This is a genomic window from Streptomyces sp. NBC_00019 (assembly GCF_045041015.1).
Lineage (GTDB): Bacteria > Actinomycetota > Actinomycetes > Streptomycetales > Streptomycetaceae > Streptomyces.
Window position 1 is genome coordinate 8,042,710 of the sequence record NZ_CP108302.1, and the last position, 25,917, is coordinate 8,068,626.

Consider the following 25,917-nt stretch of genomic DNA (forward strand, 5'->3'; position numbering starts at 1 on the left):
CGCGGTGCCTTGACGACCCATAACCCCTTCACGACCATGACGGAGGCCCACCGGGGGAAGGAGCCGATCACGTGACAACGGTGACCGTGACCAAGCGGTCGACGCGGGGTGCGCCACGCGCCGGCGGGGACCGGCGGATGGTGGACCGCGGGGCCTGGTTCCTGGTGCTGCCCGCGCTGATCCCCATCCTGGTGCTGAGCGTCGGCCCGCTGCTGTACGGCATCCTGCTGGCGTTCACGGACGCCCAGTCCGGCCGGACCCGGTCCACACAGTGGATCGGCACCCTCAACTTCCAGGACCTGCTGCACGACACGCTGTTCTGGGAGTCGTTCCGGATCGGCCTGGTGTGGGCCGTCGGGGTGACCGTGCCGCAGTTCTTGCTCGCCCTCGGTCTCGCCCTGCTGCTCAACCAGGACCTGCGGCTGAGATGGCTGGCCCGTGCGCTGGCGATCATCCCGTGGGCCATGCCCGAGGTCGTCGTCGGTGTGATGTGGCGCCTCGTCTACAACCCGGACGCCGGCGTCCTCAACGAGACCCTGCGCGACCTCGGACTCGGTGACGGCCGTGACTGGCTCAGCGGCCTGGGCACCGCCCTGCCCGCGGTGATCGTCGTCGGCATCTGGGCCGGCATGCCGACCACCACGGTCGCCCTGCTCGCGGGTCTGCAGAACACCCCGCGCGAACTGCACGAGGCGGCGGCGGTCGACGGAGCCGGTGCCTGGCGGCGATTCCGGACGGTCACCTGGCCCGCCCTGAGGCCGGTCGCCCTCGCCATGGTCGCCCTCAACCTGATCTGGAACTTCAACTCCTTCGCCCTCGTGTACGTGCTCACCAGCGGCGGACCCGGCGGCCGCACCCGGCTGCCCATGCTCTTCGCCTACGAAGAGGCCTTCCGCTACGGGCAGTTCGGGTACGCGGCGGCCATGGGATGCGTGATGGTCGCGGTGATCTCCCTCCTCCTCGCCGTCTTCCTGGTGGGCCGGATCAGGGGAGGTGACGAGGCATGAGGACCAGCACCACGGGCCGCGTCGGACAGTACGCCGCCCTGCTCGCGTATCTCGTCTTCCTCGCGTTCCCGTTCCTCTGGCTGATCTCCACCGCGTTCAAGTCGCCCCGGGAACTGGGCAGTCTGCACCCGACCTGGATCCCCGAGGACCCCACCCTCGACAACTTCCGGCAGGCCTTCGACGAACAGCCGCTGCTGCGCGCCGCGGGCAACTCCCTGCTCGCCGCGCTCGGCGCCGCCCTGATCGCCGTACTGATCGCGACCCCGCTGGCGTACGTCATGGCCCGGCACCGCACTCTGTTCGCGCGGGCGGCGACCGGCTGGGTGGTGGTCAGCCAGGCGTTCCCGCTGGTGCTGGTGATCATCCCGCTGTTCCTGGTGCTGAAGAACCTTCAGCTGATCAACTCGCTGTTCGGGCTGGTGCTGGTGTACGTCGTGTGGGCGCTGCCGTTCGCGCTGTGGATGCTCGTCGGATACGTCCGGGCGGTGCCCGTCGAACTGGAGGAGGCGGCGGCCGTCGACGGGGCCGGGAAGCTGCGGACCCTGGTGTCGGTGACCGCGCCGCTGCTGGCGCCGGGGATCGTGGCGACGGCACTGTTCGCGTTCATCACGGCGTGGAACGAGTTCTTCTTCGCGCTGGTGCTGCTGAAGACCCCGGAGAAACAGACCCTGCCGGTCGTCCTCACCCACTTCATCGGCGCGGAGGGCGTCGCCGACCTGGGCCCGCTGGCCGCCGCCGCGTTCCTGGCGACCCTGCCCTCCCTGGTCGTCTTCGCGATCATCCAGCGGCGGATCACGAGCGGCATGCTGACCGGGGCGGTGAAGAGCTGATGCGAACGCGATGGATCGTCGCCCTGTGCCTGACCCTGCTGCTCACCGCCTGCACCGGAGGCGGTGACAGCGACGACGGCGGCACCGTCACCCTGCGCTTCCAGTCCCTGGCCTGGCAGGAGGAGTCCGTCGAGGCGAACCAGCAGCTGGTGAAGGAGTGGAACGCGACCCACCCGGACATCAAGGTCGAGTACGTCCAGGGGAGTTGGGACAGCGTCCACGACCAGCTCCTCACCTCCTTCGAGGGCGGCGAGGCGCCGGACATCATCCATGACGCCTCCGACGACCTGGCGGACTTCGCGTACGGCGGCTATCTCGCCGATCTGACCGACCTGCTGCCCGCCCGGCTCAAGTCGGACATCCCGCAGCGGAGTTGGGACACGACGACCTTCGGCGACGGTGTCTACGGTGTGCCCTTCCTCCAGGAACCGCGGGTACTGATCGCCAACGCCGAGTGGCTGAAGGAGTCCGGCGTACGGATCCCGACACCCGAGGACCCCTGGACCTGGCCGGAGTTCCGGCAGATCACGGACGAGTTGAGCGGCGACGGGAAGTACGGCGTCGCCTGGCCGCTCAAGGAGCCCGTGTCGGCCACGCTCAACCTGTCCCTGTCGGCGGGCGGACAGCTCTTCCACCGGGGCTCCGACGGCAAGGTGACGATCCGCTTCGAGGAGGGCGACGAGGTCGTGCCGCGCACCATCCACGACCAGGCGAACACCGACCACAGCGCCTCGCCCACCACCCTCGGCAGCGGCGGCTCGGACACCCTGCCCGGCTTCTTCGGCGGCAAGTACGCGATGGTCCCGCTCGGCTTCTCCTACCGTCAGCAGATCGTCCAGCAGGCGCCGAAGGGCTTCGACTGGCAGGTACTGCCCGCCCCGGCCGGTACCGACGGGCTCAGTCAGGGCGTCAGCCCCCAGACGCTCTCCGTCGCCGAGGACAGCCCCCACAAGAAGGAGGCCGTCGAGTTCGTCGACTTCCTGCTCCAGCCGAAGAACATGGTGCGCCTCGCGCTGGGCGACTGGATGCTGCCCACCGGCACCGAGGCACTGAAGGACCCGGCCCTGCGCACAAGCAAGAACGACTGGGCCACGGGGACCGCGCTCGCCGGCCGGCTGCGCTCGGCGCCCGCCCAGTCCGTGCGCGGCTACCCCGAGTGGAAGGACAAGGTCGCCACGCCCGCCTTCCAGGAGTACTACAGCGGGGCGATCGGACTCGACGAGCTGCGTGAGCGGCTGGAGAAGGACGGCAATCTGGTGCTAGCCCGCTATCAGCGCTAGCTGCGAGGTTCACGAAAACAGGTTGCACGAGACGTATCGTCTCGCCTACGGTCGACGCCATGACCACTCCCGCACACATCGCCATGTTCTCCATCGCCGCCCACGGCCACGTGAACCCGAGCCTGGAAGTGATCCGGGAGCTCGTCGCGCGCGGCCACCGCGTCACGTACGCCATCCCGCCGGCCTTCGCGGAGAAGGTCGCCGAGACCGGCGCCGAGCCCAAGCTCTGGAACTCCACCCTGCCCGGCCCCGGCGCCGACCCGGAGGCATGGGGCAGCACACTGCTGGACAACGTGGAGCCGTTCCTCGCCGATGCCGTCCAGGCGCTCCCGCAGCTGATCGAGGCGTACGACGGGGACGAGCCGGATCTCGTCCTGCACGACATCACCTCGTACCCGGCCCGCGTCCTCGCCCACCGCTGGGGCGTGCCCGCCGTCTCGCTCTCGCCGAACCTCGTCGCCTGGGAGGGGTACGAGGAGGAGGTCGCCGAGCCGATGTGGGCGGAGCCGAAGAAGACCGAGCGCGGACAGGCCTATTACGCCCGCTTCCACGCCTGGCTGGAGGAGAACGGGATCAGTCGGCACCCCGACGACTTCGCCGGCCGCCCCCCTCGCTCCATCGTCCTGATCCCCGAGGCGCTGCAGCCCAACGCCGACCGGGTCGACGAGACGGTTTACAGCTTCGTCGGCGCCTGTCAGGGCGACCGTGGCGCGGAGGGCGACTGGCAGCGGCCCGCGGACGCCGAGAAGGTGGCGCTCGTGTCGCTCGGGTCGTCCTTCACCAAGCAGCCCGGCTTCTACCGGGAGTGCCTGAAGGCCTTCGGCGACCTGCCGGGCTGGTATCTGGTGCTCCAGATCGGCAGGAGCGTGGACCCCGCCGAACTGGGCGACATCCCCGCGAACGTTGAAGTACGGTCGTGGGTCCCGCAGTTGGCGATCCTGCGCCAGGCCGACCTGTTCGTCACCCACGCCGGCGCCGGCGGCAGCCAGGAGGGGCTGGCCACCGCCACGCCGATGATCGCCGTACCGCAGGCCGTGGACCAGTTCGGCAACGCCGACATGCTCCAGGCGCTCGGCGTCGCCCGGCACATTCCCACCGAGGAGGCCACCGCCGAGACCCTGAGGACCACCGCCCTCGCCCTCCTGGGCGACGCCGAGGTCGCGCGGAAACTGAAGGACATCCAGGCCCGGATGGCCGATGAGGGCGGCACCCAGCGGGCAGCCGACCTCATCGAGGCCGAACTGCCCGCCCGCTAGAGGTAGTTCGGGGTGTCGAGGCGCGCCTTGTAGACGATCGCCCCGTTGCGGGCACGGGCGACCCCGCTCACATTGAAGTGGACGTACTTGGTGCCGAAGGCGTTGCCGCCCTCCACTGCGCCCGTCCACATCTGCTCGCCGGACGAGTGGTGGACGTACGACTTCACCAGCCGGCGGCTGTGCAGCGGGGCGCTCCTGGTCATGGTCGCCTTGTCGACGGCGTACACACCGTAGGTGTCCGTGACGAGCAGCCGGCCGGGGTTCCGGTAGTCCGGCTGGAGGTCGTGGGCGCGGGTGAAGGCGTCCAGGCGACGGTCGGTGTCCTCGACCAGCTTGGCCGTGCCGCCCGTCGTCACGATCCGGTACGCCGTCAGCCGCTTGCCGCCCGTCACCCACATCCGCTCCAGCTGCGGGTCCCACAGCAGGCCGTGTGCCTGGTGGAACGGGACCGGGCTGCCGGCCTTCACCAGTGAGCCGCTGTGGCTGTTCGTCGGCCGGAACACATGCAGGCTGCCGCCCGTAGCCGAGCCGCCGCCGCTGCCGTGACTACGGCCCGCGACCACGACCACCCCGGTGCCACGGGCGCGTTCGATGGCGTGCGGGTAGTTCGGGACCGTCGCCTCCCACAGCTTCGTCTTGTCCGAGCGGCGGTAGATGCTCGCCGTGCCGCTGGTCGCCGTACCCGTCACGGCCAGCAGGATCCGGCCGTCGCCGTTCGTGTCGCGGAACCGGTGCTCCATCGGGTGGCCCGAACCGGCAGGATTCAGCGACCACTTGATGTTGGCGTCGGTGAACGGCTTGTTGCGGTCGAAGAGAAAGATCTTTCCCGAATTGACGTCCCCGATGAGGACGTTGAACTGCGCCGGTGCCGCGCTCGCCGTCCCCGCGCCCGCCAGCCCGACGGCCGGCCCGGCCACCGCCCCCGCCAGCACGCCCTTCAACAGGTCTCGCCTGTCCATGTGGTGACCTCCCCCGTGACCGAACCCGCGCTCGAACCCCGTGCTCGAACAACCGTGTTCGACCAGAGAAACAGAGGCAGGCGAAGGCCCGTTGGTTCCCCCGGGACACCAACGGGCCTTCAGTCAACGGGCGGAATCAGACAGGGACGCGATCGCTCTCGTCGTCCCGCGCCGACTGCACCACGGCCTCGGGTGCCTCGTCGTGCGTGAGGTCCGGCAGCCGGTTCAGCCACTTCGGCAGATACCAGTTGCGCTCACCGAGCAGTGCCATGACCGCCGGAAGCAGCACACCCCGGATGATCGTCGCGTCGATGAGCACCGCGGCCGCCAGGCCCACACCCATCTGCTTCATGGACTGCATGGACAGCGTGCCGAAGATCCCGAACACGGCGACCATGATGACCGCGGCACTGGTGACGACACCGGCGGTGGTGACCACACCGTGCTGGATCGCGTCCTTCGTCGTACGGCCGCGCAGCCGGGCCTCGCGGATCCGGGAGACCACGAACACGTGGTAGTCCATCGACAGGCCGAACAGGATCACGAAGAGGAACAGCGGCAGCCAGCTGATGATGGCGCCCACACCCTCCGCGCCCACCAGGGACGCGCCCCAGCCGTGCTGGAAGACGGCGACGAGGATGCCGTACGCCGCACCCACCGACAGCAGGTTCAGCACGATCGAGGTGATCGCGATCGTCAGCGAGCGGAACGACAGCAGCATCAGCAGGAAGGCGAAGACCACGACGAACGCGAAGACCGGGACGACCGCGCCGGTCAGCTGGTCGTTGAAGTCATTCGAACCGGCCACCTGCCCGGTGATCGGCGCCTCGAGACCGTCCACCTTGCCGAGCGTGGCGGGCCGCACCTCGTCCCGCAGCTTGTCCAGGCTCTCGCCCGCCTTGTCGAGGTCGGAGCCGCCGACCAGCGGGACATACACGAAGGCGAGGTTCTGCGCGTCGTGCAGCTTGATCTCCACCGGGCCGCGCGAGGCACCCGAGGCGATCGCCTCCTGCTTGAAGGCGGCCAGCGCGTTCGTCACCTCCGGGGCGTTGATGTCGTCCGCCTTGACGATCACCTCGGCGGGCTCCGAGCCGCCCGGGAAGGCCTCGTTGACCCGGTCGTAGGTCTGCACGATCGGCAGCGAGTCGCCGAACTCCTGGTCCAGGGTGAGGTTCTGGGTCTTCATGCCGACCGCGGGAGCCGCGATCGCGAGCAGCACACCGGCCGCGACGACGACCGAGACCATGGGACGCTTCAGCACGCCGCCGAGGACGGCCGTCCAGAACCGGCTCTCCCGGTTGACGCGCCCGCGGTTGCGGCGAAGGCGGCTCTCCGGGTGGAGGAAGGGGATCTTGCCCTTTTCGACCCGGTGGCCCAGCAGCGACAGCACCGCAGGCAGCACGGTGATCGAGCCGACCATGGCGACGGCGACGACGATCAGCGAAGCCAGGCCCATCGCCTCGAAGTCGGCGATCCCCGTGAAGAGCATGCCGGCCATCGCCACACACACCGTGACACCGGAGACGATGATCGCGCGGCCACTGGTGGCGGCGGCTATGCGCAGGGCCGTCTGGGCGTCCCGGCCCGCCTCGCGCTCCTCGCGCTCACGGCGCAGATAGAACAGGCAGTAGTCGACGCCGACGGCCAGACCGACAAGCAGCATCACCGAGTTGGCGACATCGCCCATCGGCATCACATGGCTGACGATGCCCATCAGACCCATCGTCGCCATGATCGCGGTGACCGCCAGCAGCACCGGCACCAGCGCCGCCACGAGCGCACCGAAGGCCACGAGCAGAATGCCGAGGGCCACGGGCAGGGCGGAGTACTCGGCCTTCTTGAAGTCGTCGCCGAACGCGTCGTCGAACGTCTTCTGCATGCTGGCGCTGCCGATCTCCTCGATCCGCACCGAGGAGTGGTCCTGCTGGACCTTCTCGACCGCGTTCAGCACCGGCTCGACCCGCTCGGCCGCGGTCTCCGCGTCGCCGCGCATGTCGAACTGCACCAGCGCGCTGCGACCGTCCTTCGAGATCGTGTCGGCGGTGTACGGCGACTGGACGTCCGTGACCTTCCCGGTCGCGTCGACGGCCTTGACGACAGCGTCCACGGCGGCCCGGAACTCGGTGTCCGTCGCCTTCAGCCCGCTGCCCTTCGCCTGGACGAGGACCGTCTCACCGGCCGGTTCCTCGATGTCGGCGTCCTTGATGATCGTCGCGGCGGTGTGCGTCTCGCCCTTCAGGCCCTCGCTCTCGTCGACGTCGACCCGGCCCGCCGCCGAACCGAGTCCCATCGCCAGGACCACGAACAGCACCCAGATGCCGACCGCCGCCCAGCGATGCCGGGCACTCCAGCCGCCGGCCCGGGCCGCGAGGCCCCGCACGCGTGTTTCTCCGTTCCCCATGACGGGCTTGCCCCCTTGATCGAGGTGACGGCCCCCTGCCGCCACCGGACGATGGCGACCCGTGCCGCACACCGTTCGATTCGAAGGTATGGCGCGGATAAAGCCATCTCGTCGTTCTGCCTGGTGAAGTGAGGTGGGCGGGATCGTCCGCTCGGACCCCCCGGACCCTCCTCACTGAGGAGGAGGGTGACCCTTACACCTAACGGTGGCTCTGCGGGGAGGCCATCAGGGAGAGGCCGCCCTAGGGTGTGCCCATGACGACGTATGCGGCGCTGTTGCGCGGGATCAACGTGGGCGGAGCCAAGAAGGTCCCGATGGCGGAACTGCGCACGCTGATGGAGGGCCTGGGCCACGAAAGCGTGCGCAGCTACCTCCAGAGCGGCCAGGCCGTCTTCACCGCCGGCCACGGCGACGAGGAGTCCCTCGCCGCCGAGCTCACGGCCGCGGTCGAGAAGCACTTCGGCTTCTCGGTCGACGTGATCGTCCGCGACCACGCCTATCTCGCCGCGATCGCCGACGCCTGCCCCTTCCCGGCCGCCGAACTGGAGGGCAAGCAGCTCCACGTCACCTACTTCTCCGAGCCGGTCGACGCGGACCGCTTCGCCGCCATCGACCAAGGCGCCTTCCTCCCCGAGGAGTTCAAGCTCGGCGACCGCGCCCTCTACCTCTACGCGCCGACCGGCCTGGGCCGCTCCAAACTCGCCGAACAACTCGCCAAGCCACGCGTGAACAAGGGCCTGATCGCCACCACCCGCAACTGGAACACCGTCGTCAAACTGGTGGAGATGACCGCCGCAGAGTGACCTGCCGCGGGCCCGAGTGGACGGTGTACGAGGTCACCGTGTCCGGCACGGACGACATCCCGTCGGGCACCTCGCCCGCGGCGACCGCATCCATCAGGGCGAGGTCGTCGGCGGTGAGATCCGCGTCGTCCATGACCTGCCGCGGGCCCCAGCCGTCCCAGGGGAGCGGCTCCACTCCGTTCAGGGCCGCCAGGTCCTGCAGCAGCCGGGCCCGCACGAGCCACAGCCCCCTGAGCCCCGCGACGCTCCAGAACCCGAACGTCGCGGGATCGGCGGCCCCGTCGCGGCACGCCCGCCAGGCGTCCGCCGCCAGGAGGAAGCGGTCGCGCGGTACGTCCAGAGGGTCGAAGGGGATGTCGTACGACGGGTGCGTGACCTGCGGGTCGACCAGCCGCCAACTCCCGTCCGGGAGGCGGTACTCGGTGACCCAGTGGTCTTCGTGGAAACCCGCCACGAAGTAGGTCGCGAAGCCGCCGCGGATCCGCGCGGGTGTCCCCGTCGCCCGCAGCAGTGAGCACAACAGCAGGGAGAAGTCCCGGCAGGTGCCCACGAACCGCTCGTGCGGCGCGCGGGCCTCGGTGAGCGGCGCGTCCCGGCGTTCGCGCAGGATCCGCAGGATCTCGGTGACGTACCGCGACTCGGCGTCCTCGTGCAGCCGCTCCTCCGGGACGGTGTACCCGAAGCGTCGGCCCTCCAGCCGATGGATGATGAGATCCCGTACGAGACAGGTGAGTTCACCCGGATCGCGCGGCAGGCCGGTGAGGTCCAGGTCCCCCGGGTCGCTGTACGGGGTCTGGTGCAGATAACTGTCCATGGCCGGGGAGCCTCGGCCTTTACCCAAGGACAAGGTCAAGCGTGCGAGGCTCGTCCCATGCGTTACATCATCATCGGAGCAGGGGCGGTCGGCGGCACGATCGGCGGGCGGCTCGCGGGGTCGGGGCACGAGGTGGTCCTGGTCGCGCGCGGCGCCCATCGTGCGGCGCTGGAGGACGGTGGGCTGCGGCTCAGGGTGCCGGAGGGGGAGTTGACGTACCGGCTGCCGGTCGTCGAGGGGCCCGCCGGGCTCGGTGAGCTGCGCGCCGACGACGTGCTCGTCCTCGCCGTGAAGACCCAGGACAGCGCGGCCGCCCTCCAGACCTGGGGCCCGGCACCGGTCGCGGGCGGCGGCACGGCGGCCGAGCGGCTGCCGCTCCTGTGTGCCCAGAACGGTGTGGAGAGCCAGCGGCTCGCCCTGCGGGTCTTCCGGAACGTGTACGGCGTCTGCGTATGGCTGCCCTGCACCTACATCGAACCGGGCGCCGTCAGCGCCGCCGGCAGCCCGCTCACCGGCATCCTCCACCTCGGCCGCTACCCGCACGGCACCGACGAGACCGCCCGGCTGGTCGCCGCCGACCTGGAGAAGTCGCACATCGAGGCGCCGGTCACGCCGGACGTGGCGCGCTGGCAGTACGCCAAGCTGCTGGCCAACCTCGGGAACGCGCTGGAGGCCGTCACCGGGCCGATGGAGAGCACGGAGGCGGTGGCGCTCTTCGAGCGCGTGAAGGCCGAGGGCGCGGCCGTCCTCGAAGCCGCCGGGATCCCGTACGCGGACGCCGAGGAGCAGAAGGCGGTCCGTGGCGACAAGGTCTTCCTCGTCCCGCTCCACGGCACCCCGCGCGGCGGCGGCTCCTCCTGGCAGTCCCTCACCCGCGGCACCGGCACCATCGAGGCCGACTACCTCAACGGCGAGATCGCCCTCCTCGGCCGCCTCCACGGCGTACCGACCCCGCTCAACGACCTGCTCCAGCGCCTCGCCAACACCTTCGCCAGGGAGCGCCGGGAGGCGGGGTCGATGCCGGTGGCCGAGCTGATGCGGCTGGCCGACGACGCGGAGCGCTGAAGACCGGGCAGCGCCGCGCGGTGCCTCGACCGGGGGCAGGAGAGGTACGTCAGCTCTTGTCGCCGCGCCACTCGCCGTTGCGCTGCGCCCAGCGGACGGCGGGTGCCACCGCCAGCCCAGCAGCTGCGAACAGGACGCCGAGCACCACCCAGCCCGCCGAACCGTGCTGGATCGCGGTCACCGTGACCAGCGCGGGGCCGGCCATCATGCCCGCCGACATGCCCGCGCCGAACACTCCCTGGTACACGCCGTGGGCGCGGGAGTCGGCGAGTTCGTAGCCGAGCGTCCAGCCGCCCGCCGCGGACAGCACCTCGGCGAAGACCTGCACCACCGCGCCGACGCTCAGCGCGAGCACCGCCCACACCGGCGACAGGCCCGCCGACAGCGCGTACACCGCACAGGCCGCCGCGAGCAGCAGCCCCGAGAAGCCCATCGCCCGCACCGCGGACGGGACTTGGGACGCCCGGCGGGCCACCCGCACCTGGAGCAGGGCCACCAGCACACAGTTGACGATCATCAGCAGGGCCGCCGTCCAGCGCGGCGCCTCGGTCCGCTCGACGATCCACAGCGGCAACCCGACCTCACTCAGCGTGTACTGCGCCACCAGGATCGCGTTCAGCACGGTCACCGCGAGGAACGGCAGGTCGCGCACCGCCCGCCAGCGGTCGGCGGCCGGTGCGTCGGGCGCATGGGCCGTTCGCTCCAGGGCGTGCGGTGCCAGCGGCAGCCGCGGGAGCAACAGGGCGGGCCCCGCGAACGACAGGGCGTTGACCACGATCACCGTCATATAGGCGCCGCGGGTGTCGAGTTGGAGGGCGATGGCGCCGAACACGCCGCCCACGCCCATGAAGACGTTCGTCACCATCCGCAGATAGGCCCGCGCCTCCACCCGGGTCGCCGCGGGCAGCACATCCGCGTAGATCGCGCCCTGCACCCCGCGGCTCGCCATCTGCAGCCCCGTCGCGCAGACCACCGCGACAAGGAACCCGACGTACGACTGCACCAGGACGTACGCGGCCGTCGCCAGCCCCGTCCCCGCCCACAGCCACGCCCCCACCTGCCGGGCGCCCCACCGGTCCGCGGCTCGCCCCGCCGGCACCCCGGCCGCCACGCCGACCAGGCCAGCGCCCGTCATCCCGAGCCCCACCGAGGTCGCGTCGAGGCCGACGATACGGGTGAAGTAGAGGACGCCGAGCGGGAAGTAGAGGCCGTTGCCGAGGGAGTTGACGGCGGTGAGCAGGGCCGCGCGGCGCAGGGTCGGGTCGGTGGGGAGCCGTGAAGGACGTAGCTCCTGGCCTGCGGCGGCGGGCACGGCGGCGGGTGTCGTGGTCATGCGGACATCCCACCCGGCGGCGGACCCGCGCCGACAATGATTTAGCGTGGCGCTCAATGATCGAGTTCCGCTTCGAGGTCGGCGACCTCGCCACCACCTCCTTCGCGTACTCCCCGCTCCAGGAGACGGTGTTCTCGCTGCGCTGTCTGCACGACCCGGCCCGCTACCCGCACCACCGGCCGTGGCTGCGCCGGATGCGCCCCCGCCTCGAAGGCCTCGACCACGAACTCCTCACCGCTCTCACCACCCCCTGGCTGTGGGTGCCGGACTTCCTCACCCCGCGCCCCGACCGGGCCCGCCCCGCCTTCGCGGACGAACTGGACCGGGTCCGCCGTACGCCCCGGGACGTCCTGGAGGCCGACTTCCGTGCCGCCTACCGGACCGGGGACGCGCTGCCGCGCGTCGTCGCCCGGGGGCTAGCCGAACCGGAGGCCTTCCTCGCCCGGGTCGCGGACGCACTCGCCGCCTACTGGCACACCTGCCTGGTCTCCGACTGGTGGCCCCGCGTGCAGAGCATCCTGGAGGCCGATCTCGCCCACTACGGGCGGGTGTTGGCGGAGCAGGGCGCCGGCGCGATGTTCGAGGACCTCGACCGGCGACTCTCCTGGACCGACGGCCGACTGAAGCTGTCCACACAGGACTTCATGCAACAGGCGCCGTGGGGCGACACCAGCATCGCGGGACGCGGCCTCGTACTGCTGCCGACCATGTTCGCCCGCGGCGCCCAGCCCCTGATCGACCCCGACCGCCCGCCGACCCTCGTCTACCCGGCCCGCGGCCGCGCCACCCTCTCCGAGGAAGCGCCCCCGGTCACCGACGACGCCCTCGCCCGCCTGCTGGGCCGCCCCAGGGCCAGACTCCTGTTGCTTCTGGCAGAACCGGCTTCGACGACAGAACTGGCCCATCGCCTGAACGTCACCCCGGGCGCGGTCAGTCAGCACCTGGCGGTGCTCTACGACGCGGGACTGCTCAGCAGGGCGCGGCAGGGGAGAGTCGTACGGTATGCGCGTACCGCATTGGGGGACGAGCTGTGCCGCTGAAGGGGCAGTGGTCATGCGCCCCTTCAGGGGCGCGGGGCTGTATCGATTTGCGGCTCCGCCGCGTGGGCGCGACCAGCCCCCACCGACCCGCAGACGGCTACGCGCCGACTACCGCCAGTGTCGGCACCCGCGCCTCGTCGTACCGCTCCAACAACACCCGCGCCACCTCCGGCGACGGACCGAGCACATCGGCAAGCACATCCGCCTCGGCCGCACCCCGCGCGATCCGGTCCGGCAGGAAGCCGGGAGCCAGGACGTACGGCGCGACGGCCACCCGGGAACAGCCCAGGGAACGGAGTTCGCGCACCGCGTCCTCCGTGCGGGGCAACGCGGCGGAGGCGAACGCAGGCCGCACGGCACACCAACCGGTGCGCCGCCACTCCCGCGCGATTGCTGCGATCACTGCGATCGCCTCCGGGTCCGTGGACCCCGCCGAGGCCAGTACGACCCCGGTCGAGGACTTGTCGGCGGGCGTCAACCCCGCCTCGAACAAACGCCGTTCCAGCGCCGACAGCAGGAGCGGGGACGGGCCCAGCACCTCCGCCTGGCGGATCCGCAGCTGCGGCGGAGCGTCCCTGAGGACCGCGGGGATGTCCGCCTTCGCGTGGAACGCGCGGGTCAGCAGCAGCGGGAGGGCGACCACCTCACGGACGCCCTCCGCCGCGAGCGACTCCAACACCCCCTGGACGGAGGGGATGTTGAAGTCCAGGAAGCCGGTCTCCACCCGTACACCCGGGCGCATGGAGCGCACCCGGCGGACGAGGGCGTGCACCGTCGCGGCGTGCCGTGGATCACGGCTGCCGTGGGCGATCACCAAAAGGACGGGGCGGACCGGCTTGTTGTGCATGCGAACCTCAGCTCTTCACCAGCAGACCGCGACTGCGCAGCACCCGCCGCTCCAGAGGGCTGAAGACCAGCAGGTCGACGGCGATACCGACGAACAGGATCAGGAAGATGGCCTCGAAGATCATCGGCATGGAGCTGGCGTTGCGGCCGTTCTCCAGCAGCGCGCCGAGACCGATGCCCAGATCGGGTGAGGAGGCGATGATCTCCGCCGCCATCAGCGAGCGCCAGGAGAACGCCCAGCCCTGCTTCAGACCGGCCAGATAGCCCGGCAGCGACGCCGGCAGGACGATGTGCCAGGCCCCCTTCCATCCGGTCGCGCCCATCGTGCGGCCCGCCCGCAGGAACAGCGGCGGCACCTGGTCGATGCCGGAGACCAGACCGTTGGCGATGGACGGGACCGCACCGAGCAGGATCACCGCGTACATCATCGAGTTGTTCAGACCCAGCCACAGGACCGCCGGCGGCACCCACGCCACCGACGGCAGCGACTGGAGGCCCGACAGGACCGGTCCGATCGCCGCACGGATGAACTTCACCCGGGCCACGACCAGACCCAGCGGAGTGCCGATCGCCAGCGCCAGCAGGAAGCCGAGCAGACCGCGCTCGACGCTGGTCCAGATGTAGCCGAGAAGCTTGCCCTCCAGCCAGGCGTCCTTGAACTCGGCCGCGACGTCGCCGGGAGAGGGCAGCTTGGTCGGGTCGGTGACGATGTCGAACGAGATCAGCGCCTGCCAGATCACCAGGACCACGGCGGTCGCGACGAGCGGCGGAAAGATCTTCTCGCGGAACGTCTGCCGAAACGGCGGCCGGCCCGTGACCTGGGCGTCCAGCGCGTCGAGGCCCGCCTCTACGCTCCCGGTGTCCTGGACCGGTGTCGTGTCAGTGCTGGCCATGACGGCGGATCTCCCCACGCAGTACATCGGTGATCTCAAGGGACAGTTCGGCCACGGGCGCGTCCTCGATGCGGCGCGGCTGCGGGATGCCGACCGTCCACTCGCGCGCGATCCGGCCCGGACGCGACGACAGCAGGATCACGCGCTGCGCGAGCCGCACCGCCTCGCGCACGTTGTGCGTGACGAACAGGACGGAGACCCCGGTCTCCTGCCAGATACGGGTGAGCTCGTCGTGCAGCACGTCCCGCGTGATGGCGTCGAGAGCCGAGAACGGCTCGTCCATCAGCAGCAGGCTGCTCTCCTGGCCGAGAGCCCGGGCCAGCGCCGCGCGCTGGCGCATGCCACCCGACAGCTCGTGCACCCGCTTGCCGTGCGCGCCCTGCAGCCGCACGAGTTCGAGCAGCGACTCCGCCTTCTCGCGCCGCTCGTTCTTCGGAACTCCCCTGAGCTTGAGGGCGAGTTCGATGTTCTTGCCCGCCGTCAGCCACGGCAGCAGAGCGTGTTCCTGGAACATCAGGGCAGGGCGCCCGTCCGTCTTGATGCTGCCCGCGCTCGGGTCGTCGAGACCCGCGACCAGGTTGAGCAGCGTGGACTTGCCACAGCCCGAGGCCCCCAGGAGGGTGACGAACTCGCCCGGTGCGACATCGAGGGTGATGTCGTCGAGGACGAGCTGCTGCCCGGCGGGGCCGGCGAAGGACTTCGAGACATGCTCGATCCGGGCGGCGTACTCGACTGACTCGGCCTGCTCGGCCTTGGCAACCGCGGTGGCCATGGTCGTCACCTCCTGGGGACTCTGGGGGTCAGGACTTACTTGACGCCGAGACCGGCGTCGTCGACCGTGCTCTCACCCGCGGCCTCGAGGACCTTGTTCAGAAGCGTGAGGTCGTAGATGCCGTCCAGCAGCGGGTCCTCCAGCAGACCGGCCTTCACCGCGTGCTCCGCCTCGGTGTTGAGGGTGGCGGCCAGAGGGTCGTTGGTGAACTGGATGGACTTCCACGCCGGGTCCAGGACGTCCGTCGGGAGCGCCTTGCCCGAGTCCGCCTCCAGCTGCTTGTTCGCCGCGGCCTTGGCCTCGTCCGGGTTGGCGTTGATCCACTTGTTGGCCTCGACCGAGGCCTTCAGGACCGCCTCTACGGCCTTCGGGTGCTCCTTGAGGAACTTCTGCGACACGATGATGTTCGTGATCACGAACTTCTTGTCCGGCCAGAGGTCGGCCTCGTCGAGCAGCACCTTGCCGCCCTCGGCGACCAGCTTCGACGCGGTCGGCTCCGGCACCCAGGCGCCGTCGATGGAACCGGACTTGTAGGCGTCCGGGGTGACCTTGTTGTCGGTACGGACCACCGACACGTCGCCCTTGCCGCTCTCGGCGTCGACCTTCCAGCCCTGGTCCGAGATCCAGTTGAGGAACGCCACGTCCTGCGTGTTGCCCAGCTGCGGGGTGGCGATCTTCTTGCCCTTGACGTCCTTCAGGGACTTGATCTTCTCCGGGTTGACGACGAGCTTCACGCCGCCGGACGCCGAACCGCCGATGATGCGCAGGTTGGTGCCCTTGGACTTGGTGTAGCCGTTGATCGCCGGGGAGGGGCCGATCCAGCCGATGTCGATGGAGCCGGAGTTGAGGGCCTCGATCTCGGAGGGCCCGGCGTTGAACACCTGGTACTTCGCTTCCGTGGCGCCCAGCGCCTTCTGGAAGTAGCCCTTCTGGTTGCCGACCAGCGCGGTGGCGTGGGTCAGGTTCCCGAAGTAGCCGATCTTGACGGAGTCGAGACCGTCGATCTTCTTCGCCCCCGCGGCGACCTTGGCGGTGTCGTCGTCCTTGGCCTCGGAGCCGTAGCCGCAGGCGGCGAGGGTGAGAAGGGGGAGCGCGGCTATGACCGCGAGGGTGCGGCGAAGAGCGGATTTTGCAGGCACGGGAGGTGTTCCTCTCGGAGGCCCGGCGGTCACGGTCTCTCAGGTCGTGGCCGGGAGGTCGGCAGGTCTGCGTTTACGGCGGCGGGGGGTGAGGGCGCGCAAGCGGTGCGCGTACGTCAACGCACACATCGCGCCACTCCGCCCTGCCCGCTGCCGAGCGCACCGCTGCCGACGCGGCCGCCCTCCTTCGCGAACGTGGAGTAGATGTCGGGAGAGTTCATGTCAGAAGTCCCACCCGTCGTCCTCGGCCGCGTCCTTGACGGGCTCCGGGGACGCGAACGACTCGCCGACCATGCCCGCGGTGAGCGTGGTGCCGTCGTTCGGGTCGATCAGGATGAACGAGCCGGTGCGGCGGGAGTCGGCGTAGGAGTCCACCGGCAGCGGCTCCGCGGTGCGGATCTTCACCCGGCCGATGTCGTTGGCGACGAGCTGTCCCGGGTGCGGGTGCAGGGACAGGTCGTCGAGCGTGAGACGGGACGGGATGTCCTTGACGATCGCCTTCACCGTGCGGGTGCCGTGCTTGAGCAGCACCCGGTGGCCGACGGTCAGCGGCGCGTCGGCCACATGGCAGACGGTCGCCTCGATGTCCTGCGTGGTCGGCGGCGCGTCCTTGCTGGGCACGATCAGGTCGCCGCGCGAGATGTCGATGTCGTCCTCCAGGAGGACCGTCACCGACTGCGTCGTCCAGGCGATGTCGACCGGCTCGCCCAGCAGGTCGATGGCGGCGATCCGCGAGCCACGACCCGACGGCAGCACGGTCACGGCCTCGCCGACACGGAACGAACCGGCGGCGATCTGGCCCGCGTAACCCCGGTAGTCGGGGTGCTCGGCGGTCTGCGGACGGATCACGAACTGCACGGGGAGGCGGGCGTGACAGTGGCTCAGGTCGTGGGCGACCGGAACCGTCTCCAAGTGCTCCAGGAAGGTCGGCCCGCCGTACCAGTCCATGTTCGCGGACGGGTCCACCACGTTGTCACCGGCCAGCGCCGAGATCGGGATCGCGGTGATCTCCGGGACACCCAGCTCCAGCGCGTACGCCGTGAACTCCTCGGCGATCGCGGCGAACACGGACTCCTGGTAGTCGACCAGGTCCATCTTGTTCACGGCGAGGACCACGTGCGGGACCCGCAGCAGCGCCGCGAGGGCGGCGTGCCGGCGGGTCTGCTCGACGACACCGTTGCGGGCGTCGATCAGGATCACCGTCAGCTCGGCCGTGGAGGCACCCGTCACCATGTTGCGGGTGTACTGCACGTGCCCCGGGGTGTCCGCGAGGATGAACCGGCGCTTGGCGGTGGCGAAGTAGCGGTACGCCACGTCGATCGTGATGCCCTGCTCACGCTCGGCCCGCAGACCGTCCGTCAGCAGCGCCAGGTCGGGGCCTTCCTGCCCGCGCGCGGTCGAGGCGCGCTCCACGGCCTCCAGCTGGTCGGTGAGGACCGACTTGGAGTCGTGCAGCAGCCGGCCCACCAGCGTGGACTTGCCGTCGTCGACGGAGCCGGCGGTGGCGAACCGCAGGAGCGTGGTCTCGGAGAGTTCCGTGGTCGTGCTCATGCTTAGAAGTACCCCTCGCGCTTACGGTCTTCCATCGCGGCCTCGGACATCTTGTCGTCGGCGCGGGTCGCGCCCCGCTCGGTCAGCCGGGAGGCGGCGATCTCGACGATGACGTCGTCCAGCGTCACAGCGTCCGAGTCGACGGCACCGGTGCAGGACATGTCACCGACGGTCCGGTAGCGCACCAGGCGCTTCTCGACCGTCTCGCCGTCCTTGGGGCCGCCCCACTCGCCGGGAGTCAGCCACATGCCGGAACGCGAGAACACCTCACGCTCGTGCGCGAAGTAGATCTCCGGCAGCTCGATGCCCTCGCGGGCGATGTACTGCCAGACGTCCAGCTCGGTCCAGTTGGACAGCGGGAAGACACGGACGTGCTCGCCGGGGGCGTGCCGGCCGTTGTAGAGGTTCCACAGCTCGGGGCGCTGGCGGCGCGGGTCCCACTGCGAGAACTCGTCGCGCAGGGAGAACACGCGCTCCTTGGCGCGGGCCTTCTCCTCGTCACGCCGGCCACCGCCGAAGACCGCGTCGAACTTCTCCGCCTGGATCTTCTCCGTCAGCGGGAGGGTCTGGAGCGGGTTGCGGGTCCCGTCCGGACGTTCCTTCAGCACACCGCGGTCGATGTAGTCCTGCACGGAGGCGACATGCAGCCGCAGACCGTGCCGCTCGACCGCGCGGTCGCGGTACTCCAGGACCTCGGGGAAGTTGTGTCCGGTGTCGACATGCAGCAGCGAGAAGGGGATCGCCGCGGGGGCGAACGCCTTCAGCGCCAGGTGCAGCATGACGATGGAGTCCTTGCCGCCGGAGAACAGGATCACCGGCCGCTCGAACTCGCCCGCAACCTCGCGGAAGATGTGCACGGCCTCGGATTCGAGAGCGTCCAGGTGGGAGAGGGCGTACGGAGCGTCCGTACCCTCCTCCACCGCCGCAACGGTCGTCGTCATGCCAGTCCCCTCTCGGTGAGCAGCGCGTGCACAGCCGCCACGGACTCCTGGACGGTCTGGTCCTGCGACTCGATCCGCAGGTCGGGCGAGTCGGGCTCCTCGTACGGGTCGTCGACGCCGGTCAGCCCGGACAGCTCGCCCGCGGCCTGCTTGGCGTAGAGACCCTTCACGTCGCGTACGGAGCACACCTCGACCGGAGTGGCCACGTGGATCTCCAGGTACGCCGCCCCGCCCTCCTGGTGGCGCTTGCGCACCGCCTCACGGCTGTCCGTGTAGGGCGCGATCACCGGGACGAGCGCCTTGACGCCGTTGCGGGCGAGCAGTTCGGCGAGGAAGCCGATGCGCTGCACGTTCGTGTGCCGGTCCTCGCGGCTGAAGCCGAGGCCCGCCGAGATGAACTCGCGGATCTCGTCGCCGTCGAGCACCTCGACGAGATGGCCCTCCTCGCGCAGCCGGCCTGCCAGCTCGTACGCGATGGTGGTCTTGCCGGCACTCGGCAGACCCGTGAGCCAGACGGTGGCTCCGGTCGTCACGTGCAACTCCTTCTCGGTGATGGTCATTCGTGCAGCCCGCACTCGGTCTTGCCGCGGCCCGCCCAGCGGCCGGCGCGCGCGTCCTCGCCCTCCAGGACGCGGCGGGTGCAGGGGGCGCAGCCGACGGAGGCGTAGCCGTCCATCAGTAGCGGGTTGGTGAGGACGCCGTGTTCGGCGACGTACGCGTCCACGTCGTCCTGGGTCCAGCGGGCGATCGGGGAGATCTTGACCTTCCGGCGCTTCTCGTCCCAGCCGACGACCGGGGTGTTCGCCCGGGTCGGGGACTCGTCGCGGCGCAGCCCGGTCGCCCAGGCCAGGTAGTTCGTGAGGCCCCGCTCCAGCGGCTCGACCTTGCGCATCTTGCAGCACAGGTCGGGGTCGCGGTCGTGCAGCTTCGGGCCGAACTCGGCGTCCTGCTCGGCGACCGTCCGTGTCGGCGACAGCGTGATGACGTTGACGTCCATCACGGCCTCGACCGCGTCACGGGTGCCGATGGTCTCCTCGAAGTGGTAGCCGGTGTCGAGGAAGACGACGTCCACGCCCTTGCGGACCCGGGACGCCAGATGGGAGACGACCGCGTCCTCCATGGAGGAGGTCACGCAGAAGCGTGCCCCGAAGGTGTCGACGGCCCACTGGAGGATCTCCAGCGCGGAGGCGTCCTCCAGGTCGCGGCCCGCCTGCTCGGCGAGTGCCTTGAGATCGTCGGTCGTGCGCTCTTCCTGAACGGCGGTCATATCTGCTCTCCCCCTGCGTCGGTCTGCTGAAGACCCCGGGCGAGAAGCCCGAGGAACTTCAACTGGAAAGCGCGGTTGCACGCCGCGCATTCCCACGCGCCGTGGCCCTGCTCGCTCGGACGGAGGTCCTCGTCGCCGCAGTAGGGGCAGTAGAAGGGGGCGGCCCGCTCGCTCATGAGAGGGCCTCCTCGGACGCACGCGAGGCCCAGGCGGCGAACCGCTCACCGTCCTCGCGCTCCTCCTGGAAGCGCTTCAGGACCCGCTCGACGTAGTCGGGCAGCTCGTCGGAAGTCACCTTCAGACCACGGACCTTGCGGCCGAAGCCGGCCTCCAGACCGAGGGCGCCGCCCAGGTGCACCTGGTAGCCCTCGACCTGCTCGCCCTGGTCGTTGAGCACGAGCTGGCCCTTGAGACCGATGTCCGCCACCTGGATACGGGCGCAGGCGTTCGGGCAGCCGTTGAGGTTGATGGTGAGCGGCTCGTCGAACTCCGGGATCCGGCGCTCCAGTTCGTCGATCAGCGAGGAGCCGCGCTGCTTGGTCTCGACGATGGCGAGCTTGCAGTACTCGATGCCGGTGCAGGCCATGGTGCCGCGCCGGAACGGGGAGGGCTTGGCGGTCAGGTCAAGAGCCTCCAGGGCCTCGACCAGCGGCTCGACCTGCGCCTCCTCGACATCGAGGACGATCATCTTCTGCTCGACGGTGGTGCGCAGCCGGCCCGAGCCGTGTGCCTCGGCCACCTCGGCGATCTTCGTCAGCGTGGCGCCGTCGACACGGCCGACGCGCGGGGCGAAGCCCACGTAGTAGCGGCCGTCCTTCTGCCGGTGCACGCCGACGTGGTCGCGCCAGCGGCCCGAGGGCTCGGCGGGTGCGGGACCGTCGGTCAGCTTGCGCTTCAGGTAGTCGTCCTCCAGGACCTGGCGGAACTTCTCCGCGCCCCAGTCGGCGACGAGGAACTTCAGACGGGCACGCGTCCGCAGACGCCGGTAGCCCCAGTCACGGAAGATGCCGATCACACCGGCCCAGACGTCCGGGACCTCCTCCAGCGGCACCCAGGCGCCGAGCCGGACACCGAGCTTCGGGTTGGTGGACAGGCCGCCGCCCACCCACACGTCGAAGCCGGGGCCGTGCTCGGGGTGCTCGACGCCGACGAAGGCCACGTCGTTGATCTCGTGGACGACGTCGAGGAGCGGGGAGCCGGAGATCGCCGTCTTGAACTTGCGCGGCAGGTTGGAGAACTCCTTGCTGCCGATGTAGCGCTCGTGGATCTCGTCGATGGCCCAGGTGCCGTCGATGATCTCGTCCTCGGCGATACCGGCGACCGGCGAGCCGATGACCACACGCGGGCAGTCGCCGCAGGCTTCGGTCGTGGACAGGCCGACGGCCTCGAGCCGGTTCCAGATCTCCGGGACGTCCTCGATGCGGATCCAGTGCAGCTGGATGTTCTGCCGGTCGGTGACGTCCGCGCTGCCGCGCGCGAACTCCTGCGAGATCTCGCCGATCACCCGCAGCTGCTGGGTGGTGAGGCGTCCGCCGTCGATCCGCACCCGCAGCATGAAGTACTTGTCGTCCAGCTCCTCCGGCTCCAGGATCGCGGTCTTGCCGCCGTCGATCCCGGGCTTGCGCTGGGTGTAGAGGCCCCACCAGCGCATGCGGCCGCGCAGGTCGTTGGGGTCGATCGAGTCGAAGCCCCGCTTGGAGTAGATCGTCTCAATGCGTGTCCGCACATTGAGACCGTCGTCGTCCTTCTTGAACTGCTCGTTGCCGTTCAGCGGGGTGTGGTGTCCCGCGGCCCACTGCCCCTCACCGCGGTGACGGCTCACCTTGCGGCGCGGAGTCGTGGCAGCAGGGTTCTGCGGGGTGGCGGCCATGGTTATTCGTCCTTCGGGACAGGCGGGAAAGCGGCTCTGACCTGCGCGTACGGGCGCATACGTGTACGTGCGCAGCATTGCGCAGGAATGAGACCAATGCGGGAGATGTCGGGCGGTGCTGCCCCGTGGCCGGAGGCCACTGTCGGATGCAGCGCTAGCGCGCCGGACAGATGGCGCTGGACATGCGGCCGAGGTCGACGTGCCGCCGACTCACCAAGGCAATTCCAGTTCCAGACATGACGGAAGCGTGTCACGGCGATCTGGACACAGTCCAGCTTCGTCCATCATACGGACACCCTTGTCCCGAAGGGTGAGACAAGGGTGGTCTCGATCACATACTGCGCGCGGAGTCTTGTCTGCGCAGGTCAGGCCGGGTAGGCGCCCGGCCAGGGCCCCGGAGCGGCCACGTCGGGCTCCTCCTCGACCTTGGTGTCGAAGAGCTTGAAGCCCCGGCGCAGATAGTTGTCCATGGCGTGCTCGCCGTCCAGGCTGCACGTATGCAGCCAGACCCGCTTCGTCGGCGCCAGCCCCGGCCAGCGGTCCGCGAGGTCCCAGGCGCGGGCGGCGCCGCACGACAGCAGGTGTCCGCCGATCCGGCGGCCCCGGAAGGCCGGGATCAACCCGAAGTAGACGATCTCCACGACCCCGTCGTCCTGCGGCTCCAGCTCCACGTACCCCGCGGGCGTGCCCCGGTCGTACGCCACCCACGTCTCCACGCCGGGCCGGCCCAGGTGCTCCTCCCACTGCGGGTACGTCCAGCCGAGCCGGTCGATCCAGAGGATGTCGCCACCGACGGAGGCGTACAGGAAGCGGCTGAACTCGGGGGAGGGGACCTCGGAGCGCACGATCTCGACGTCACCGTCCGGCCCGGCGGCCGGGAGAACGTCGGTCGGGTCGGTCTGTTCCAGGGACCAGGTGGTCACGGGGATGTTGGCCATGCCTGCCAGGGAACCATCCGGCCCGATCATCTGTCGAACGGCCCCGTGATCCGCCCGGCGGGCCCTAGCCCAGCGCTTTGTCGACCGACGCCAGCGGCATGGCGAACAGCACCCGGCCCGACTGGGACCAGACCTCGCCGGTCGCCTCCCAGTAGGAGAGGGACTCCGACTCGGTGCTCCAGCACTGGCGGGTCTCGTCGGTGCCGCACCGGGTGGCCCGCGCGCCGGTCGCGCTCTGCCGCCACAGCGTCCCGTGACCGCCGTCCGCGTCCGCGGCACGGCCGAGGTACCAGTTCGAGCCGTACGACAGCACGGCGCCGACACCGGCCGCCTTCGTCTCGTACGCCTCGTCGACCCGGGTGTACCCGGCGGGGTCGGTGGTGAGGAGGCCGGCGCGGTCGGAGGCGCCGCTGAAGTCGTAGCGCCACAGCCGGGCGTCCCGGTCGTCGTCCGTGGAGACCCACTCGCTCGCGACCAGGCTGTCGGGGGAGGTGCTGCGGTCCAGGGAGAGATAGGCGGGCTGCGCGGCGGCCTTCCCGCCGGCCAGGCTGTAGGCGCCGACCGCGGGCAGGACCCAGCGGCTGCCGTGCCCCGCCCAACCGCCGTCCACACGGCCGACGGCGGGGCTGTCCACCGTGGTGCGCTGGACGCGGTCCATGTCGTACACGTACAGACCCTCGGCGGCGGTCACCAGCAGCTTGTCCTGGTACCAGACCATGCCGGAGATCCGGGAGTCGAGGGCACGGTAGTCGCGGCCGCCGTCGACCGGGACCGTGAGCAGGACCCAGGAGTAGGTGGGGCGCTCCAGGTCGTTGGCGTCGATGAACGCCACCCGGGCCAGATCATGGGCGCCCTGCGACCAGGCGGAGAGGACCACCCGGTTCTGCCCCCACAGACCGTCGTCGTCCGCGTCGCCCGAGGTGGTGACCGCGCCGGCCCGCCAGGACCGGGTGTCGGCCGCGTCCCAGCAGTACGCGCGGGTGGCGGTCGGCTCGACGGGCAGCGCCTCGCGCTCGGTGGCGGTGCAGTCGGCGGCGGTGCGCAGCGTGTGGTCGGCGCCGTCGAGGACGGCGCTGACGCCGACCGGTGTGCCCATCGCGGAGGCGAGCCGGTCGAGGCTGCGCTGCGGTTCCAGGTGCTCCCGCAGGCGCAGTACGTCCGTCTCGGCGGACGTGGCGAGCGGTTTCAGTGCCCCGGGATCGTCGGCGACCGTGGCCTGTGAGGCACTGATCATCGTGGCGGCGGCGGTGAGCGCGAGGGCGGTCCCGGCCAGGAAGGCGCGTGCCGCTCTGCCCCGCTTCTGCCTGCGGTGTCTGCCGCGCTGCATCATGTCGTCCTCCCGAGGCGGGCCAACTGCGCCTGGTGATCCGTACGTTGACCAAGGAGCAGGTGGGGTGGCCCGTAGAGGGATGCTACGGCAGTCGGGCCCTGCCGGTGACGAAGACCCTGCAAATATGCGAAAGATGCCGCCTGTTGGGTCACTCAGGGCAGGTGTGCGGACAACCGTTTGCCGGTCACCGCGGGTGCCGTGGAGTGCGGCAGCAGATCGTGCGGGTCGGCGGGGCGGAGGACCTCGACCTCCGCACCTTCGCAGAAACGATACGGCCGGTGTTCCAGAAGTCCCCCGAGATACCGGCGGACCCGGGACATCTCCGCGCGCACCGTCACCCTGCGCTCCGGGTCGCCGAACATGTCCTCGGCCAGGCCCGCCGCACTGCGACCGCCCCGGTGCACGGCCAGCAGATACAGCAACTCGGCGTGCCGCGGACTCAGTTCATGGCACCACGACCCGGCGATCCCGGACACCGTCACCGACCAGCGGCGCGGCTGCGACAGATCCAGGACGATACGGGTGGTGCCCTCCGGCACCGGCTCGGCCGCCGCCCGCACCAGCCAGCCCCCGGCAAGGGGCTCCACCGAGCACAGGCCCAGCGTCGGCAGCCACCGTCGGCCCGCCGTCAGCGACTTGGGCAGCCCGATCCGGTTCTGGTACGGCATCCCGGTCATCGCGGCCGTCCAGCCGTCCCCGTCCACCACCAGGGCCCGGCCGCCGAGCCGCGCCAGCACCGGCGCCCCCACCGCGCGCAGCTGCTCGAGCGAGGCCTGGTGCAGCTCCCGCAGCCGGGCCTCGGCGAGCTTGGCCACCGAGTCGACCCAGGCGAGGGTCGCCGGATGCATCGTGTCCAGCGGCCCGCTCACATCCACCACACCGATCAGCCGCCCGTCCCGCGGGTCCGTGATCGGCGCCCCGGTGCAGGTCCAGGTGGTCTGCGAACGCACGAAGTGCTCGGAGGCGAAGACCTGCACCGGCCGGCGGGCCACCACCGGGGTGCCGATGCCGTTGGTGCCGACGACGCTCTCCCGCCAGTCCGCGCCGAGTTCGAAACCGGTCCCGTCGGCCTTGCGCAGCACCGGGGAACTGCCCTCCCGCCACAGCACCCGGCCCTCCTCGTCGGCGACCACCATGATGTGGTGGGCGACGTCCGCGACTGACACCAGCCCCTGTCGCAGCACCGGCAGGACGTGCCGCAGCACCGAGGTCTCGCGCCGCCGCTGCACCTCCTCCAGGGACAGCAGCCCGGTCCGGAAGTCATGGTCGGGATCGACCCCGCCGCGCAGCATCCGCCCCCAGGACTGCTCGATCACCGGACGGGGCGCGACCGGGGTCCGCTGCCCGGAGAGCGTGGCGGAGCGCACGTCGCTGAGCACCCGTGCCGCACGCGCCGCGTCCACGGCGGCGAGCTGGGTGACGTCCGTCTGCGGATGCGCCACGGGATCCTCCCGGATGAAGGCTGATGAAGGGCTGCGGACAACCGGTTTCTCGGTGCCTTTCGGCCACGCGTGCGACGCCCGTCCTGACTGTTCGTCTCATAGTGCCTTTCGGCCCTCGCGGAGGGACCCAGTCCGGCCAC

Annotated in this window: 24 protein-coding genes and 1 pseudogene; 7 read left to right on the forward strand and 18 right to left on the reverse strand. The window is 70.4% G+C overall.

Going from position 1 to position 25,917, the window contains the following annotated elements:
• Window positions 1-71 precede the first annotated feature (71 nt).
• The 4 genes and pseudogenes from OHU89_RS37655 (at window position 72) to mgt (ending at window position 4,373) form a co-directional block, all read left to right on the forward strand.
• On the forward strand, window positions 72-1,007 hold the full coding sequence (locus OHU89_RS37655) for a carbohydrate ABC transporter permease (RefSeq protein WP_405649415.1): 936 nt from the start codon (window positions 72-74) through the stop codon (window positions 1,005-1,007).
• Window positions 1,004-1,837 (forward strand): carbohydrate ABC transporter permease, encoded by an 834-nt coding sequence (locus tag OHU89_RS37660; protein ID WP_405649416.1) that lies wholly within the window; start codon window positions 1,004-1,006, stop codon window positions 1,835-1,837. Before OHU89_RS37655 ends, OHU89_RS37660 begins: the two co-directional genes overlap by 4 nt.
• A complete protein-coding gene (locus OHU89_RS37665) occupies window positions 1,837-3,117 on the forward strand; it encodes an ABC transporter substrate-binding protein (protein ID WP_405649417.1) in 1,281 nt (426 codons plus the stop codon). The genes OHU89_RS37660 and OHU89_RS37665 overlap by 1 nt, the downstream gene beginning before the upstream one ends.
• A 22-nt stretch (window positions 3,118-3,139) precedes the next feature.
• Window positions 3,140-4,373 (forward strand): annotated as a pseudogene (gene mgt / locus OHU89_RS37670) (macrolide-inactivating glycosyltransferase).
• On the opposite strand, the gene OHU89_RS37675 reads toward mgt, so the two are convergent.
• Together OHU89_RS37675 and OHU89_RS37680 are read right to left on the reverse strand one after the other, a co-directional pair.
• The gene (locus tag OHU89_RS37675; RefSeq protein ID WP_405649418.1) at window positions 4,370-5,332 is read right to left on the reverse strand and encodes a hypothetical protein; all 963 of its coding nucleotides are present in this window, start codon (window positions 5,330-5,332) and stop codon (window positions 4,370-4,372) included. The pseudogene mgt and the gene OHU89_RS37675 overlap by 4 nt on opposite strands.
• 136 nt (window positions 5,333-5,468) lie before the next feature.
• Window positions 5,469-7,733: an MMPL family transporter gene (locus tag OHU89_RS37680; RefSeq protein WP_405649420.1), complete on the reverse strand. Its 2,265-nt coding sequence runs from the start codon at window positions 7,731-7,733 to the stop codon at window positions 5,469-5,471.
• 254 nt (window positions 7,734-7,987) lie between these two features.
• On the opposite strand from OHU89_RS37680, the gene OHU89_RS37685 reads away from it, so the two are divergent.
• A complete protein-coding gene (locus tag OHU89_RS37685; RefSeq protein ID WP_405649421.1) occupies window positions 7,988-8,536 on the forward strand; it encodes a DUF1697 domain-containing protein in 549 nt (182 codons plus the stop codon).
• Here OHU89_RS37685 and OHU89_RS37690 read toward each other — a convergent pair.
• Entirely contained in the window at window positions 8,505-9,350 is an 846-nt protein-coding gene (locus tag OHU89_RS37690) for a transglutaminase-like domain-containing protein (protein ID WP_405649422.1), read from the reverse strand. The genes OHU89_RS37685 and OHU89_RS37690 overlap by 32 nt on opposite strands.
• Window positions 9,351-9,407: 57 nt before the next feature.
• On the opposite strand from OHU89_RS37690, the gene OHU89_RS37695 reads away from it, so the two are divergent.
• Window positions 9,408-10,415: a ketopantoate reductase family protein gene (locus OHU89_RS37695; RefSeq protein ID WP_405649423.1), complete on the forward strand. Its 1,008-nt coding sequence runs from the start codon at window positions 9,408-9,410 to the stop codon at window positions 10,413-10,415.
• Window positions 10,416-10,464: 49 nt separating this feature from the next.
• Here the strand turns inward: OHU89_RS37695 and OHU89_RS37700 are convergent, their stop codons facing one another.
• Complete coding sequence (locus OHU89_RS37700) at window positions 10,465-11,748, reverse strand: MFS transporter (protein WP_405649424.1); 1,284 nt, start codon at window positions 11,746-11,748, stop codon at window positions 10,465-10,467.
• 56 nt (window positions 11,749-11,804) lie between these two features.
• Between OHU89_RS37700 and OHU89_RS37705 the strand changes: the two genes are divergently transcribed.
• On the forward strand, window positions 11,805-12,788 hold the full coding sequence (locus tag OHU89_RS37705) for an ArsR family transcriptional regulator (RefSeq protein WP_405649426.1): 984 nt from the start codon (window positions 11,805-11,807) through the stop codon (window positions 12,786-12,788).
• 97 nt (window positions 12,789-12,885) lie between these two features.
• Here the strand turns inward: OHU89_RS37705 and OHU89_RS37710 are convergent, their stop codons facing one another.
• The 14 genes from OHU89_RS37710 to OHU89_RS37775 all read right to left on the reverse strand — a co-directional run bounded on the left by OHU89_RS37710 (window position 12,886) and on the right by OHU89_RS37775 (window position 25,777).
• Entirely contained in the window at window positions 12,886-13,635 is a 750-nt protein-coding gene (locus OHU89_RS37710) for a sirohydrochlorin chelatase (protein WP_405649427.1), read from the reverse strand.
• Window positions 13,636-13,642: 7 nt separating this feature from the next.
• Entirely contained in the window at window positions 13,643-14,527 is an 885-nt protein-coding gene (locus OHU89_RS37715) for an ABC transporter permease (RefSeq protein ID WP_405649428.1), read from the reverse strand.
• Window positions 14,514-15,299: an ABC transporter ATP-binding protein gene (locus OHU89_RS37720; protein ID WP_365397755.1), complete on the reverse strand. Its 786-nt coding sequence runs from the start codon at window positions 15,297-15,299 to the stop codon at window positions 14,514-14,516. The genes OHU89_RS37715 and OHU89_RS37720 overlap by 14 nt, the downstream gene beginning before the upstream one ends.
• Before the next feature lie 35 nt (window positions 15,300-15,334).
• Entirely contained in the window at window positions 15,335-16,438 is a 1,104-nt protein-coding gene (locus OHU89_RS37725) for an aliphatic sulfonate ABC transporter substrate-binding protein (protein ID WP_405649429.1), read from the reverse strand.
• Between the two features lie 222 nt (window positions 16,439-16,660).
• Window positions 16,661-17,989: a sulfate adenylyltransferase subunit 1 gene (locus OHU89_RS37730; protein ID WP_405649430.1), complete on the reverse strand. Its 1,329-nt coding sequence runs from the start codon at window positions 17,987-17,989 to the stop codon at window positions 16,661-16,663.
• A gap of 2 nt (window positions 17,990-17,991) precedes the next feature.
• Window positions 17,992-18,930: a sulfate adenylyltransferase subunit CysD gene (gene cysD / locus OHU89_RS37735; protein ID WP_266886623.1), complete on the reverse strand. Its 939-nt coding sequence runs from the start codon at window positions 18,928-18,930 to the stop codon at window positions 17,992-17,994.
• Window positions 18,927-19,463 (reverse strand): adenylyl-sulfate kinase, encoded by a 537-nt coding sequence (gene cysC / locus OHU89_RS37740; RefSeq protein WP_405649432.1) that lies wholly within the window; start codon window positions 19,461-19,463, stop codon window positions 18,927-18,929. Before cysC ends, cysD begins: the two co-directional genes overlap by 4 nt.
• A 23-nt stretch (window positions 19,464-19,486) precedes the next feature.
• A complete protein-coding gene (locus OHU89_RS37745) occupies window positions 19,487-20,197 on the reverse strand; it encodes a phosphoadenylyl-sulfate reductase (RefSeq protein WP_266886621.1) in 711 nt (236 codons plus the stop codon).
• Window positions 20,194-20,373 (reverse strand): hypothetical protein, encoded by a 180-nt coding sequence (locus OHU89_RS37750; RefSeq protein WP_266886620.1) that lies wholly within the window; start codon window positions 20,371-20,373, stop codon window positions 20,194-20,196. Before OHU89_RS37750 ends, OHU89_RS37745 begins: the two co-directional genes overlap by 4 nt.
• Window positions 20,370-22,067, reverse strand: a complete 1,698-nt coding sequence (locus tag OHU89_RS37755; protein ID WP_266886619.1) for a nitrite/sulfite reductase — start codon at window positions 22,065-22,067, stop codon at window positions 20,370-20,372. Before OHU89_RS37755 ends, OHU89_RS37750 begins: the two co-directional genes overlap by 4 nt.
• 154 nt (window positions 22,068-22,221) lie before the next feature.
• On the reverse strand, window positions 22,222-22,305 hold the full coding sequence (locus OHU89_RS37760; RefSeq protein ID WP_310591794.1) for a putative leader peptide: 84 nt from the start codon (window positions 22,303-22,305) through the stop codon (window positions 22,222-22,224).
• A 127-nt stretch (window positions 22,306-22,432) separates the two neighbouring features.
• Window positions 22,433-23,005 carry a GNAT family N-acetyltransferase gene (locus OHU89_RS37765; protein ID WP_405649433.1) on the reverse strand — a complete coding sequence of 191 codons (573 nt, stop codon included), beginning with the start codon at window positions 23,003-23,005 and terminating at the stop codon, window positions 22,433-22,435.
• A 64-nt stretch (window positions 23,006-23,069) separates the two neighbouring features.
• Window positions 23,070-24,335 (reverse strand): hypothetical protein, encoded by a 1,266-nt coding sequence (locus tag OHU89_RS37770; protein ID WP_405649434.1) that lies wholly within the window; start codon window positions 24,333-24,335, stop codon window positions 23,070-23,072.
• Window positions 24,336-24,487: 152 nt separating this feature from the next.
• Window positions 24,488-25,777, reverse strand: coding sequence for a GAF domain-containing protein (locus tag OHU89_RS37775; RefSeq protein WP_405649436.1), 1,290 nt, complete (start codon window positions 25,775-25,777; stop codon window positions 24,488-24,490).
• Window positions 25,778-25,917 lie beyond the last annotated feature (140 nt).

What these genes read in the sequence shown, in the direction of transcription:
- OHU89_RS37660 (WP_405649416.1), top strand. Translation starts at nt 1,004, where the DNA reads ATGAGGACCAGCACCACGGGCCGCGTCGGACAGTACGCCGCCCTGCTC.
- OHU89_RS37665 (WP_405649417.1), top strand. Translation starts at nt 1,837, where the DNA reads ATGCGAACGCGATGGATCGTCGCCCTGTGCCTGACCCTGCTGCTCACC.
- OHU89_RS37675 (WP_405649418.1), bottom strand. Translation starts at nt 5,332, where the DNA reads ATGGACAGGCGAGACCTGTTGAAGGGCGTGCTGGCGGGGGCGGTGGCC.
- OHU89_RS37680 (WP_405649420.1), bottom strand. Translation starts at nt 7,733, where the DNA reads ATGGGGAACGGAGAAACACGCGTGCGGGGCCTCGCGGCCCGGGCCGGC.
- OHU89_RS37685 (WP_405649421.1), top strand. Translation starts at nt 7,988, where the DNA reads ATGACGACGTATGCGGCGCTGTTGCGCGGGATCAACGTGGGCGGAGCC.
- OHU89_RS37690 (WP_405649422.1), bottom strand. Translation starts at nt 9,350, where the DNA reads ATGGACAGTTATCTGCACCAGACCCCGTACAGCGACCCGGGGGACCTG.
- OHU89_RS37695 (WP_405649423.1), top strand. Translation starts at nt 9,408, where the DNA reads ATGCGTTACATCATCATCGGAGCAGGGGCGGTCGGCGGCACGATCGGC.
- OHU89_RS37700 (WP_405649424.1), bottom strand. Translation starts at nt 11,748, where the DNA reads ATGACCACGACACCCGCCGCCGTGCCCGCCGCCGCAGGCCAGGAGCTA.
- OHU89_RS37705 (WP_405649426.1), top strand. Translation starts at nt 11,805, where the DNA reads ATGATCGAGTTCCGCTTCGAGGTCGGCGACCTCGCCACCACCTCCTTC.
- OHU89_RS37710 (WP_405649427.1), bottom strand. Translation starts at nt 13,635, where the DNA reads ATGCACAACAAGCCGGTCCGCCCCGTCCTTTTGGTGATCGCCCACGGC.
- OHU89_RS37715 (WP_405649428.1), bottom strand. Translation starts at nt 14,527, where the DNA reads ATGGCCAGCACTGACACGACACCGGTCCAGGACACCGGGAGCGTAGAG.
- OHU89_RS37720 (WP_365397755.1), bottom strand. Translation starts at nt 15,299, where the DNA reads ATGGCCACCGCGGTTGCCAAGGCCGAGCAGGCCGAGTCAGTCGAGTAC.
- OHU89_RS37730 (WP_405649430.1), bottom strand. Translation starts at nt 17,989, where the DNA reads ATGAGCACGACCACGGAACTCTCCGAGACCACGCTCCTGCGGTTCGCC.
- cysD (WP_266886623.1), bottom strand. Translation starts at nt 18,930, where the DNA reads ATGACGACGACCGTTGCGGCGGTGGAGGAGGGTACGGACGCTCCGTAC.
- OHU89_RS37745 (WP_266886621.1), bottom strand. Translation starts at nt 20,197, where the DNA reads ATGACCGCCGTTCAGGAAGAGCGCACGACCGACGATCTCAAGGCACTC.
- OHU89_RS37750 (WP_266886620.1), bottom strand. Translation starts at nt 20,373, where the DNA reads ATGAGCGAGCGGGCCGCCCCCTTCTACTGCCCCTACTGCGGCGACGAG.
- OHU89_RS37755 (WP_266886619.1), bottom strand. Translation starts at nt 22,067, where the DNA reads ATGGCCGCCACCCCGCAGAACCCTGCTGCCACGACTCCGCGCCGCAAG.
- OHU89_RS37760 (WP_310591794.1), bottom strand. Translation starts at nt 22,305, where the DNA reads ATGTCTGGAACTGGAATTGCCTTGGTGAGTCGGCGGCACGTCGACCTC.
- OHU89_RS37765 (WP_405649433.1), bottom strand. Translation starts at nt 23,005, where the DNA reads ATGGCCAACATCCCCGTGACCACCTGGTCCCTGGAACAGACCGACCCG.
- OHU89_RS37770 (WP_405649434.1), bottom strand. Translation starts at nt 24,335, where the DNA reads ATGATGCAGCGCGGCAGACACCGCAGGCAGAAGCGGGGCAGAGCGGCA.